Here is an 11,895-nt window from a genome sequence, read left to right as displayed (position 1 = left end):
GCCACGGCCTCCTCTCCCAAAGGGCCGCGGCAGCCTGTCGCCGTTTCTTACCGGGGGTGGCTCGGGCCGGTCCCGCCGGCGGCTCGCGCCGGGGACGGCCGGTGGGCGTTGCGCTAGTTGACGTTCACCGCGCTCCAGGCCGCCGCGACCGTCTTGTACTCGGTGCTGGTCGCGCCGTACAGGTCGGCGGCCGCCTTCAGGGTCGCGGTGCGGGCGGCCTTGTAGTTGGTGGTGGAGGTCATGTAGACGGTCAGCGCGCGGTACCAGATCGCGGCCGCCTTGGTCCGGCCGATGCCGGTCACCGTCGAGCCGTTGGAGGTCGGGCTGTTGTAGCTGACCCCGTTGATGACCTTCGACCCGCTGCCCTCGGCGAGCAGGAAGAAGAAGTGGTTGGCGACGCCCGAGGAGTAGTGGACGTCCTTGTTGCCGACGGTGGAGGACCAGTAGTCGGCCGAGGCACCGTCCTTGGAGGGCTTGTCCATGTAGCGCAGCGGGGTGCCGTTGCCGTTGATGTTGAGCTTCTCGCCGATCAGGTAGTCCGGCGGGTCGGCCGGCAGGTTGGCGGACCACTCGACCATGGTGCCGAAGATGTCCGAGGTGGCCTCGTTGAGGCCGCCGGACTCGCCGGAGTAGATCAGGCCGGCGGTGGCGGAGGTGACGCCGTGGCTCATCTCGTGGCCGGAGACGTCGATGGCGGTCAGCGGGTGGGTGTTGCCGGAGCCGTCGCCGTACGTCATGCAGAAGCAGGAGTCGTCCCAGAACGCGTTGACGTAGTTGGTGCTGTAGTGCACCCGGCTCGCGGCACCGACGCCGTTGTTCTTGATGCCGTTGCGGCCGAAGGTGTTCTTGTAGTAGTCCCAGGTGGCCGCCGCGCCGAACTGGGCGTCCACGGCGGCGGACTCGCGGTTGGAGGGCGAGCCGTTGCCCCAGGAGTTGGTGGTGTTGCTGAACAGCGTGCCGCTGCCCGAGGTGCCGCCCTTGAGGTCGGTGGTGGACTGGTTGCCCCGGGAGGCGTCCTTCAGCTGGTAGGAGCTGCCGCTCTGGGTGGTGGTCAGCGTGACGGTGCCGACGTTGACGCCCTTGCCGGTGCCGGTCGCGGTCTGCACCTTCTCGTCGGTGGCGAGCACCTGGCCGGTGGCGGCGTCGGTGATCACCTCCTGGCGGCTCGGGGTGCCGTCCGTGCGCTGGCCCTCGACCACCGTGCGGTGGGCCAGCCGCGGGGTGCCGTCGGCGGCCCAGACGACCAGCTCGGGCGCGCCGGCGCCGTCGACCCGGCCGAGCGCCGCCTCGTCCTCGTCGGCGGCGATGCCCACGGTCGCCCGGACCGCGGCGGTGGCCGCCTCGGCGGCCTGGGGCGCGGCGAGGCCCGGGGTCAGGCTGGGAACCGACAGCCGGCCGGCGAAGGCCTGGTCGACGGACTTCACCGAGCCGTCGGCCTTCTGGTGGACGACCAGGTCGCCGCCGATCACCGGAAGGCCCGCGTAGGTCCGGTCGTACCGAAGGTGGCGGGTGCCGTCCTTGTCCACCACCACGTCCTTGGGCACCAGCTTCTCCTGGCCGCCGAGGGCGAGGGCCTGGGCGACCGGGGCGCTCTGCCCGGAGGCCAGCGCGAGCAGCGCGGACTGCTGCTGCGCCGGCGAGGGGGCGGCGGCCTGGGCGGGGACGGCGGCGATCTGGATGACGCCGGCCAGCAGGGCGGTGGCGGAGAGTACGGCTCCGACAGTCAGCTTTCGCTTCACGTACGGGGGTTCCTTCCACGAGACCCGCGGGTGCGTGCGGGTGCGCCGCGTACCGGGGCGCCGGGGTTGGCGCCGTTGGGGCGGTAGGGCGCGGACGTGCCGGTCCCGCGCGGTTCCTGACGTTCCGCCGGAAGTGGGTGGGGCGGCGGAGGTCGGACGGGACGTGGTCAGAAGCATGACAATCGTTGGCAGGGATGGACAGGGCGCCTCCGGGGATTGGCCAGGAACCGCCAGTCCCGGTACGGATGGTTCGGGTGCCGCCCGCTGCCCGGTTTCGGCGGTTCGTCCCCCTGGCGGGACTCCGCCAGCCGGACGGACTTGACAGCCGTCCGGAACGGCCGGACGCCCGGCACCTCCCGCCGGAGGTCCCGGGCGTCCGATGCGCCTGTGGGATGCGTCAGTTGACGTTGACGGCGGCCCAGGTCGCGGCGACGGCGCTGTACTCGGCGCTGGTCGCGCCGTACAGGTCGGCGGCGGCCTTCAGGGTCGCGGTGCGGGCGCCCGCGTAGTTGGTGGTGGAGGTCATGTAGACGGTCAGTGCCTTGTACCAGATCTGCGCGGCCTTGTCCCGGCCGATGCCGGCCAGGGTCGAGTTGTTGTAGGTCGGGCTGTTGTAGCTGACGCCGTTGATGGTCTTGGCGCCGCTGCCCTCGGCGAGCAGGTAGAAGAAGTGGTTGGCCACGCCGGAGGAGTAGTGGACGTCCTTGCTGCCGACCGAGGACGACCAGTAGTCGGCCGAGGCGCCGTCCTTGGAGGGCTGGTCCATGTAGCGCAGCGGGGTGCCGTTGCCGTTGATGTTGATCTGCTCGCCGATCAGGTAGTCCGGCTTGTCGGCGGGCAGGTTGGCGGACCACTCGACCATGGTGCCGAAGATGTCCGAGGTGGCCTCGTTCAGGCCGCCGGACTCGCCGGAGTAGTTGAGGCCGGCGGTGGCGGAGGTGACGCCGTGGGTCATCTCGTGGCCGGCCACGTCCAGCGCGGTCAGCGGGTGGGTGTTGCTGGCGCCGTCGCCGTACGTCATGCAGAAGCAGCTGTCGTTCCAGAAGGCGTTGACGTAGTTGGAGCCGTAGTGGACCCGGCTGGTGGCGCCGACGCCGTCGTTCTTGATGCCGTTGCGGCCGAAGGTGTTCTTGTAGAAGTCCCAGGTGGCCGCCGCGCCGTACTGGGCGTCCACCGCGGCGGACTCGGCGTTGGAGGCGAGGCCGTTGCCGAAGCTGTTGGTGGTGTTGGCGACCAGCGTGCCGGAGCCGGAGGTCTTGTTCTTCAGGGTGAAGGTCGACTGCCCGCCGCGGGTCGCGTCCTTCAGCTGGTAGGAGCTGCCGCTCTGGGTGGTGGTCAGCGGGACGGTGCCGACGAAGACGCCCTTGCCGCTGCCGGTGGCGGTCTGCACCTGCTCGTGGCTGGAGAGCACCTGGCCGCTCGCCGCGTCGGTGACCAGCAGCTGGCTGCTCGGGGTGCCGTCGGCGCGCACGCCCTCGACCGTGGTGCGGTACGCCAGGCGCGGGTTGCCGTCGGTGGCCCACACGACCAGTTCGGCCTTGCCGGTCTGGTGCACGGCGGTCAGCGGGGACTCGTCCTCGTCGGCGGCGATGCCCACGGTGGACTGCACGGCGCCGGTCGCCTGGGCGGCGGCCTTGTCGGCGGGGATCTGCGGGGTGAGGCTCGGCAGGGCGATGGCCGCGCCGATGGCCTTGTCCACGGAGGTGGTCGAGCCGTCGGCCTTCTGGTGCACCACCAGGTCGCCGCCCAGGACCGGAAGGCCGGCGAAGGTGCGCTCGTAGCGCAGGTGACGGGTGCCGTCGGCGTCCACCACGGCGTCCTTGGCCACCAGCTGCTCCTGGCCGCCCAGGGCCAGGGTGTGCGCCACCTTGCCGGCCTGGCCGTTGGCCAGGGCGATCAGGTTGGCGCGCTGTGCGGCCCGGGAGTGCGGGGCGGGGTCCGCCATGGCCACGGTGCTCACCTGGACGACACCGGTGAGCAGGGCGGTGGCGGAGAGTACGGCGACTGCGGCGAGCTTTCGCTTCACGAACGAGTCCTTCCGGGAAACCGCGGTGGGCGCGGTCGCGCCGCGTTCCGGGGGCCGGGGCCGGCACCTGAGGGGCGGAACGGGCGCTGACGTGCAGGCCCCGTGCGGCCGAAGCGGCTTCGCCACCGGTGGGTGGGGGTGGTGGCTACCGAACGGGGTTGGCCGAAAGCATGACAATCGAGCAAATCAAATGACAGGTCTTGCTCATGAATTGGCCAAGTCCCGCCAAGGTGAAGGGTTGTGAACGGGCGGACAAAAGGGGTGAATCGACCGTGCCCGCAGGGGGTTCCCGTCCGAACCGACGCCTGGTGGCGCGGCGCCGGGCCGATCCGGGGTCAACCCCGGTGCGCCGGACGTCCGTTGCCGCACGTTCACACCGGCGCAATGTCCTGGTATGGACCTGGCCGTCCGATTGGCGGGTTCCCGCCACGTGTTGCGCTTGTCCACCATCAGGACGCCTGGTAGCACGCGTCCCGTCCGCCGGTACGGTAAGGAGGTGGCCAAGCCCCTCGCTCTCGACTTCGACCCGATCGCCCGTGCCGACGAGCTGTGGACCCGCCGTTGGGGTGGAGTCCCCTCGATGGCGGCGATCACCTCGATCATGCGCGCCCACCAGATCCTGCTCTCCCGGGTGGACGCGGTGCTCAAGCCGTACGGGCTGACCTTCGCCCGCTACGAGGCGCTGGTGCTGCTGACCTTCAGCCGGACCGGCGAGCTCTCGCTCTCCAAGATCGGCGAGCGGCTCATGGTCCACCCGACCAGCGTGACCAACACCGTCGACCGCCTGGAGCGGGCCGGTCTGGTCGCCCGCCGGCCCAACCCGCTGGACGGCCGCGGCGTGCTGGCGGCGATCACCGGGCGCGGTCGCGAGGTGGTCGAGGAGGCGACCCGGGAGCTGATGGCGATGGAGTTCGGGCTGGAGGAGTACGACGCCGGGCAGTGCCGCCAGGTGTTCGATCTGCTCAGGCCGCTGCGGATCGCGGCCGGCGACTTCACCGAGGGGGCCGAGGGGGCTGCGAAGGAGAGGGCGTGAGGGCGGCTACCCTCGTGTGAGCGGTGCGCGGATCCGGGCGTACCGGCCGACACTGCCGAGCGAGGCGAGGAAGAGTATGAAGGCGACCCCCCTGCTGGGTTGGTACCGGGGCCTGGCCGTTGCGACCGGTGTGGCACTGCTGGTGTTCTGCGGCTTCATGGTCGCGAAGTACGGCTTCGGCGCCGCCGAGGACGTGACCACGTACGTCGCGATGCTGCACGGCTACCTCTACATCGGGTACTTCGTGGTGACCTTCATGCTCGGGCAGAAGCTGAAGTGGCCGATGGGCCGGCTGGTGCTCACCCTGGCGGCGGGCTGCATCCCCTTCCTCTCCTTCGTCTTCGAGCGCAAGGTGGCCCGCGAGGCCGCCGAGAGGCTCCCCGCGGGTGCCGGCGACCGCCAGCCGGCCGGGGTCTGAGCCCGAAGCCTCGCGAGAGCGCCCCTCCCCACCGTGGGGAGGGGCGCTCTCGGCATTCGAGCGGGTCATCCGTCGACAAGTACTAGGACGTCCGAGTAAATTGCTAGGACGTCCTAATAGCTGTGCCGCCCGTCGCCGTGGCGGCCGTACGGAGCGGAGTTCGTGGTCATGGACGCCGAGGAGATCGAGCGCGGCCGGCAGCGCTGGCAGCAGCGGTACGACAAGGCCCGCAAGCGCGACGCGGACTTCACCACCCTCTCCGGCGATGAGGTCGAGCCGGTCTACGGCCCGCCCGCCGGGCAGGCCTACGAGGGATTCGAGCGGATCGGCTGGCCGGGCGAGTACCCGTACACCCGCGGCCTGCACCCGACCGGCTACCGGGGCCGCACCTGGACCATCCGCCAGTTCGCCGGCTTCGGCAACGCCCAGCAGACCAACGAGCGCTACCGGATGATCCTGGACGCGGGCGGCGGCGGCCTCTCGGTCGCCTTCGACATGCCCACCCTGATGGGCTACGACTCGGACGACCCGAAGTCGCTCGGCGAGGTCGGCCACTGCGGCGTGGCCATCGACTCGGCCGCCGACATGGAGGTGCTGTTCAAGGGCATCCCGCTCGGCGAGGTCACCACCTCGATGACGATCAGCGGTCCGGCCGTGCCGATCTTCTGCATGTACCTGGTCGCCGCCGAGCGCCAGGGCGTGGACCCGGCGGTGCTCAACGGCACCCTGCAGACGGACATCTTCAAGGAGTACATCGCGCAGAAGGAGTGGCTCTTCGCCCCGGAGCCGCACCTGCGCCTGATCGGCGACCTGATGGCCCACTGCGCCCAGGGCATCCCCGCGTACAAGCCGCTGTCGGTCTCCGGCTACCACATCCGCGAGGCCGGGGCGACGGCCGCGCAGGAGCTGGCGTACACCCTCGCGGACGGCTTCGCCTACGTCGAGCTGGGCCTGTCCCGCGGCCTGGACGTGGACGTCTTCGCGCCCGGCCTGTCCTTCTTCTTCGACGCGCACCTGGACTTCTTCGAGGAGATCGCCAAGTTCCGTGCCGCGCGCCGGATCTGGGCCCGCTGGATGCGCGAGCGCTTCGGCGCCAAGACCGACAAGGCGCAGTGGCTGCGCTTCCACACCCAGACCGCCGGCGTCTCGCTCACCGCGCAGCAGCCGTACAACAACGTGGTGCGCACCGCCGTCGAGGCGCTGGCCGCGGTGCTCGGCGGCACCAACTCGCTGCACACCAACGCCCTGGACGAGACCCTGGCGCTGCCCTCCGAGCAGGCCGCCGAGATCGCCCTGCGCACCCAGCAGGTGCTGATGGAGGAGACCGGCATCTCCAACGTGGCCGACCCGCTGGGCGGCTCCTGGTACGTCGAGGCGCTGACCGACCGGATCGAGCAGCAGGCCGAGGCGATCTTCCAGCGGATCCTGGACAAGGGCCGCGAGGACCACGAGATCGGCCCGATCACCTCCGGCATCCTGCGCGGCATCGAGGAGGGCTGGTTCACCGGGGAGATCGCCGAGGCGGCCTTCCAGTACCAGCAGTCGGTGGAGAAGGGCGACAAGCGCGTGGTCGGCGTCAACTGCCACCCGCGCAGCGTCACCCCGGAGCTGGAGATCCTGCGGGTCAGCCACGAGGTCGAGCGCGAGCAGGTCCGGGTGCTGCGGGAGCGCAAGGCGGCCCGGGACGAGGCGGCCGTCCGGGCCGGACTGGACGCCATGCTGGCGGCGGCGCGCTCGGGCGAGTCGATGATCCCGCCGATGCTGGACGCGGTGCGCGCGGAGGCGACGCTGGGCGAGATCTGCAACGCGCTGCGCCAGGAGTGGGGGACGTACCAGGAGAACGCGGCGTTCTGACGCGTCGCCCTGCTGACCCTTTGACCCGAGCAGGCCGCCCGTACGGGATCTCCGTACGGGCGGCTTCGCCGTGTCCTCGGCCGGGGCCGGGTTCCCGGCCGGTGGCGGTCAGCAGGCGAAGAGCGGTCCGAGCAGCAGGTCGGTGAAGCGGCGGGTCCACTCCGGGGTGATCGGCTCGCCGCTCACCAGGACGCGGTGCTCGACGGTGCCCGCGATGGTGTCGAAGATGATGTCGACCTCCTCGCGGGCCGACGCGGCGTCGGTGTCCGCCTCCACCTCGCCGCGGGCCTGGGCGGCCGCCCGGCCCTGGCGGACCAGCCGCTTCTGCGGGTCCACGATGGACTCGCGGATCCGGCGCCGCAGCTGCCGGTCGCGGGTGCCCTCGGCGAACAGCGCGAGCAGTGCGGCCTGGGTCTCCGGGCGGGCCAGCAGGTCGGCGAGCTGGGTCACCACGGCCTCGATGTCGGCCCGCAGGCTGCCGAGGTCGGGCATCACCAGCTCGTCGAAGAGGCTGGCGACGGCGTCCACCACGAGCTCGTTCTTGGACGGCCAGCGGCGGTAGAGGGTGGTCTTGGCGACCCCGGCACGGCTCGCCACGTGGCCCATGGTCAGTCCGCCCCAGCCGAGTTCGGCCAGCGCCGCGCGGGTGGCGTCGAGGATCGCGAGGTCGGCGGCGGCGCTGCGCGGGCGGCCCTTGGCCCGGGCGGCGCCTGCGGGTTCCGGGGCCGCGCCCGCGGGTTGTGGGGCCGCGCCGGCCGGGTCGGGGCACGCCGGGTCCGTGCGTTCCGGGCTCGCTGGGGGCTGGGCGGCCGGCACCGGGCCTCCTTGCGCTGTACTGGTAAGTAACTTGGGTGGGGCTGGTAACGGTAGCGACTGTTCGCCCGATCGGGGAGCGGGGCGGTCCGGGAAAGTGGGGCAGGTCACGTCGCCGAACCGCCGGTTGGGCTTGCGGGCGGGGCACCGGCTCCAGTTACGCTACGACTCGTAGCGAAAGCAGTGACAACCAGGCGCCGCATCCCGTGGGACGGGAGCGGCGCGGGCGCGGGTGGGGATCCGCGCCGAACGGTCCAGGCTACCGGGGGAGGGGCGCGGCGCCCGGGAACCCGCACCGCGCGGCCCGCGCGGGGCGACTTTCCGGAGGTTGGTGCCCGCGAGCAGCGCGGACGGGGGAGGATGGTGCCATGCAGCCACGGAATTCGCGTCTCAACAGCTCCGCCCTGCGCGGTGCGGTCGACCTCGCCGCAGTGAAGGCGGCCGGCGAAGCCGCCCAGAAGGCCGAGCAGGCCCGGGCCGAGCGGGCCCGTCAGGCGGCCGCCGCCGAGTCGGCCGGAGCCGCCCCCGCCCAGTCCGCCTACCAGCTCGTCATCGACGTCACCGAGGACACCTTCGAGACCGAGGTCGTCCAGCGCTCCACCGAGGTGCCGGTCGTCATCGACTTCTGGGCCGAGTGGTGCGGGCCCTGCAAGCAGCTGAGCCCGGTCCTGGAGGGCCTGGTCGAGGAGTACGCCGGCCGCTTCGTGCTCGCCAAGATCGACGTGGACGCCAACCCGCTGCTCTCCCAGCAGTTCGGCATCCAGGGCATTCCGGCCGTGATGGCCGTGGTGGCCGGCCAGCTGGTGCCGCTGTTCCAGGGGGCGGAGAGCGCCGCCAACATCCGCAAGATCCTGGACCAGCTGATCCTGGTCGCCGAGCAGCGCTTCGGCGTGGTCGGCGTGGCCGGCGGGGCGGTCGCCCCGGGCGAGGCCGCGGCCGCCGCCCCGCAGCACCCCGAGGACCCGGCGCTGTCCGCCGCGCACGACGCGCTGGACGCCGGCGACCTGGGCGGCGCCATCCAGGCGTACAGGAACGTGCTGGCCGAGCAGCCGGGCAACACCGAGGCCACGCTGGGTCTGGCCCAGGCCGAGCTGCTGAAGCGGATCGAGGGCCTGGACCTCCAGGCCGTCCGGGCGGCGGCCGCGGCCGACCCGAAGGACGTCGAGGCCCAGCTCAAGGCGGCCGACCTGGACCTGGTCGGCGGTCACGTCGAGGACGCCTTCGGGCGCCTGGTGACCACCGTCGGACGGACGGCCGGCGAGGACCGGGACACCGCCCGGCTGCGCCTGCTGGAGCTGTTCGAGGTGATCGGCCCGGAGGACCCGCGGGTCGTCGCGGCCCGTACGGCGCTGGCGCGCGTGCTGTTCTGAGCCCGGCTCCGGTCGGGTTCCGGCCCGGTTCCGCGCCGGTCCTCGGGCTCGACGCCTGGCACGGCGGATGACCTGCGGTGTCGCCAGGTGATTTGGCGACAATCCGGTCAACCGGACAGAGGTTTACCAAATCTTGATTTCACCCGTGGGTGGTCACATTGTGTGATCACCCACGGGTGTTTCGTTGGTGTTTCCGGCGGATTTCGCCATCACGTTTCCTTCAAGACGTCACGCACGGTGCAGCTCGGGCCGATTCCATGATCATCGTCACCGGATGTTGCATTACCCGTCAGTAAGGCACCTCTTGTGCTTCGCCCGGGATTCAAGCACGATCGGCCACGCCCGGTCCCAGACTCCACACCAGCCGACCCCGGTCGGCCACGCGGAGCGCGGGATCCCCACCGGGCGATCCGCCGGCTCCGGCCGGCGGGAGGGAGGGCAGGGGGGTATCCGCGGTCCCACGGCGGTTCCTGTCCTTTTACCGGCCGCGCGGCCCTGCGCGGCCGCTGGTTGTCGCTCGGGGGTGATCGCCGATGTCGTCGGTCCTGCCCGCCGCCCCGCAAGGACGGCCGGTGCTTGGACGGGAGGCCTGCTGCACGCAGGCCGTTCCCGCGTCCGACGACGCCCAAGGCGCTCTCCGCTACCGAGGACGTAGCTCTCTCCCATCCCAGGCCCCCACCGGTGCGGGACGCACCGCCGGGGAGCCGGAGATGTACGTCCTAGAAGGAGGACTCGCATGTCCCAGACCTACGGCAAGACCCGCTGGAAGCGCTTCGCACTGGTGATGGTGCCGAGTGTCGCCGCCACCGCGATGGTCGGCGTCTCGATCGCCAACAGCGCGCTCGCCGCTTCGTTCAGCATTTCCGGCCAGCAGTTCAAGGTGCACGCCTCCCACCTGGAGGGCAAGAACTTCTCGCAGTTCGGCACCGTCGACATCGAGGCCAACGGCGCGCCGCACCCGGTCGCCGTCTCGGCGTTCGAATCGGCCGAGATCACCAACATGTGCCAGTCCGTGGTGACCGACCTGACCGGGTTCGGCCTGGGCAAGATCACCCTCCAGCTGAACGCCGGTGGCAACGGCACGCCGGTGCACGCCGAGAACCTGCTGATCGACATGGAGGAACTGAAGGCCGACGCGACCTTCGAGCAGATCAACATCGGTCAGGACGCCTCCACCGTTCCCGGCACGGCGACCCAGGGCTGGAAGCCCCACCCGGGTGTCACCGCCGCGGGCGGTGGCAAGGGCCTGCCGACCGGTCCCACCGGCTTCGCCCAGGCTGCCCAGAAGGCCTCGCTGGACAACGTCGAGCAGAAGGCCCGTGCCACCTCGGCCGGAAAGTTCGTGCTCAACGGTCTGAGCCTGTCGCTCAAGAGCGGCGACGGCCCGGACAAGGAGTGCTACTGATCCCTGCCTGACGGCGTGCCGACAGGCGCGCCCGGCAGACGGGTCTTTCGCGGGCCGGGGGCGGCGGGTTCCGCCGTTCCCGGCCCCACGCCAGTCGTTGTCCCCTCGTAGCGATGCCGAGGAGCTGCACCATGTCCAGCGCAACGGTCGAAACCCGGACCGGCCGCCAGAATCCGATCGGGTCGTTCTGGCGGGGCTTCCGCACGTTCCGTCGCACCAGGCCCTTCTGGGGCGGCCTGCTGGCCATGATCGCCGGCGTCCCGATCCTCTACTTCCCGTACGCGCACCTGGCGCTCGGCAGCGTGACCATCGCGATGTCGACCACGGCGGGTGCCGGTTCGCTGCTCATCGGCGTCCTGCTGATCGCCCTCGGCATAGCCGGGTGGTTCCAGCAGGCCGTCAGGGTCTTCGCCGGCATCGCGACCATCCTGCTGACGCTGGTCTCGATCCCGATGTCCAACCTGGCCGGCTTCGGCTTGGCCCTGCTGCCCGGTCTGATCGGCGGGGGGCTGCTGGTCTCCTGGGCGCCGCTGCCGCAGCCGCAGGCCGAGTCGGCGGCCGCGCCGGCGGCCGAGGGCGGGCGCGGACGCCGGGCCGACGCCGGCAAGGACGCCGGGGACGCCACGGCCACCGTGGCCCAGAGCGTCGCCACCGAAGTCACCGCCGAACTGCCCGCCCAGGGCGCGCCGCAGGCCGCCGGGCCCGTTGCCGGAGCCGCCGTCCCGAAGCAGGCCGGCGCCGTGGACCAGGAGGAGGCGCGGTGACCGGGCCGGCCGAGCAAGCCGACGGTACGACCGTTCCCGCGCAGCGCTCCGGCCGGCACGCGGCCCCGCGCACGCCCGTACGGGTCCGGCTGAGAGGCCGGGCGCTGGCGATGGCGGCGGTGCCGACCGCGTTGCTGATGGCCGCCGCCTACACGCCCAACCCGGCGGTCGCCGAGTCCGCGGCGGGCAAGCCCTGTGGCAACGTGCCGGCCGTCGTGCCGGACGTCGCGCCGATCGAGACGCCGGTGCCCAAGAGCGAGCTGCCCGAGCCGCCGCCGGGCCCGTCCACCGCGCCGAGCCCGGCCCCGACCACGGCGCCCCCGGCCGGCCCGTCGACCGACCCGGGTTCGGTGCCGACCCAGGCGCCCACCGCGCCCGCCCAGCAGCCCACCTCGCCGGTCAAACCGTCGGCCGCCGGGACGGCCACCCAGCCCGCCGCCCAGAAGTCCGCCGCGGCCGGCGCGGGTGCGCCG

General features: G+C 71.9%; 9 protein-coding genes and 1 pseudogene. 7 read left to right on the top strand and 3 right to left on the bottom strand.

Annotation, left to right across the window (positions count from 1 at the left end):
- Nucleotides 1-113: 113 nt before the first annotated feature.
- Both ACFU7Y_RS28615 and ACFU7Y_RS28610 read right to left on the bottom strand, forming a co-directional pair.
- Complete coding sequence (locus ACFU7Y_RS28615; protein ID WP_380770104.1) at nt 114-1,739, bottom strand: M4 family metallopeptidase; 1,626 nt, start codon at nt 1,737-1,739, stop codon at nt 114-116.
- Between the two features lie 397 nt (nt 1,740-2,136).
- The gene (locus ACFU7Y_RS28610; protein WP_380770103.1) at nt 2,137-3,765 is read right to left on the bottom strand and encodes a M4 family metallopeptidase; all 1,629 of its coding nucleotides are present in this window, start codon (nt 3,763-3,765) and stop codon (nt 2,137-2,139) included.
- A gap of 496 nt (nt 3,766-4,261) precedes the next feature.
- On the opposite strand from ACFU7Y_RS28610, the gene ACFU7Y_RS28605 reads away from it, so the two are divergent.
- From ACFU7Y_RS28605 to ACFU7Y_RS28595, 3 genes are all read left to right on the top strand, one after another.
- Entirely contained in the window at nt 4,262-4,798 is a 537-nt protein-coding gene (locus ACFU7Y_RS28605) for a MarR family winged helix-turn-helix transcriptional regulator (protein ID WP_224283811.1), read from the top strand.
- 76 nt (nt 4,799-4,874) lie between these two features.
- Nucleotides 4,875-5,216, top strand: a complete 342-nt coding sequence (locus tag ACFU7Y_RS28600; RefSeq protein WP_224283812.1) for a DUF3817 domain-containing protein — start codon at nt 4,875-4,877, stop codon at nt 5,214-5,216.
- A 168-nt stretch (nt 5,217-5,384) separates the two neighbouring features.
- The gene (locus ACFU7Y_RS28595) at nt 5,385-7,070 is read left to right on the top strand and encodes a methylmalonyl-CoA mutase (RefSeq protein ID WP_380770102.1); all 1,686 of its coding nucleotides are present in this window, start codon (nt 5,385-5,387) and stop codon (nt 7,068-7,070) included.
- Nucleotides 7,071-7,178: 108 nt separating this feature from the next.
- Here ACFU7Y_RS28595 and ACFU7Y_RS28590 read toward each other — a convergent pair whose 3' ends face one another.
- Nucleotides 7,179-7,886: a TetR/AcrR family transcriptional regulator gene (locus tag ACFU7Y_RS28590; RefSeq protein ID WP_380770101.1), complete on the bottom strand. Its 708-nt coding sequence runs from the start codon at nt 7,884-7,886 to the stop codon at nt 7,179-7,181.
- A 365-nt stretch (nt 7,887-8,251) separates the two neighbouring features.
- Between ACFU7Y_RS28590 and ACFU7Y_RS28585 the strand changes: the two genes are divergently transcribed.
- The 4 genes and pseudogenes from ACFU7Y_RS28585 to ACFU7Y_RS28570 form a co-directional block, all read left to right on the top strand.
- The gene (locus ACFU7Y_RS28585; RefSeq protein ID WP_380770100.1) at nt 8,252-9,253 is read left to right on the top strand and encodes a tetratricopeptide repeat protein; all 1,002 of its coding nucleotides are present in this window, start codon (nt 8,252-8,254) and stop codon (nt 9,251-9,253) included.
- Between the two features lie 736 nt (nt 9,254-9,989).
- Nucleotides 9,990-10,658 (top strand): DUF6230 family protein, encoded by a 669-nt coding sequence (locus ACFU7Y_RS28580; RefSeq protein WP_224285202.1) that lies wholly within the window; start codon nt 9,990-9,992, stop codon nt 10,656-10,658.
- A 131-nt stretch (nt 10,659-10,789) separates the two neighbouring features.
- Complete coding sequence (locus ACFU7Y_RS28575) at nt 10,790-11,422, top strand: DUF6114 domain-containing protein (RefSeq protein WP_380770098.1); 633 nt, start codon at nt 10,790-10,792, stop codon at nt 11,420-11,422.
- Nucleotides 11,419-11,895, top strand: a pseudogene (locus ACFU7Y_RS28570) (hypothetical protein); the annotation flags it as partial. The gene ACFU7Y_RS28575 and the pseudogene ACFU7Y_RS28570, both read left to right, overlap by 4 nt.

The organism is Kitasatospora sp. NPDC057542 (assembly GCF_042801945.1).
In the GTDB taxonomy this organism is placed as follows: Bacteria; Actinomycetota; Actinomycetes; order Streptomycetales; family Streptomycetaceae; genus Kitasatospora.
Note: the sequence above shows the minus strand (reverse complement) of the source record. Positions and strands in the feature narration are given on the sequence as shown.

Excerpts from the sequence above, each read along its gene's own strand:
- ACFU7Y_RS28600 (WP_224283812.1), top strand. The coding sequence starts at position 4,875 with ATGAAGGCGACCCCCCTGCTGGGTTGGTACCGGGGCCTGGCCGTTGCG.
- ACFU7Y_RS28595 (WP_380770102.1), top strand. The coding sequence starts at position 5,385 with ATGGACGCCGAGGAGATCGAGCGCGGCCGGCAGCGCTGGCAGCAGCGG.
- ACFU7Y_RS28585 (WP_380770100.1), top strand. The coding sequence starts at position 8,252 with ATGCAGCCACGGAATTCGCGTCTCAACAGCTCCGCCCTGCGCGGTGCG.
- ACFU7Y_RS28580 (WP_224285202.1), top strand. The coding sequence starts at position 9,990 with ATGTCCCAGACCTACGGCAAGACCCGCTGGAAGCGCTTCGCACTGGTG.
- ACFU7Y_RS28575 (WP_380770098.1), top strand. The coding sequence starts at position 10,790 with ATGTCCAGCGCAACGGTCGAAACCCGGACCGGCCGCCAGAATCCGATC.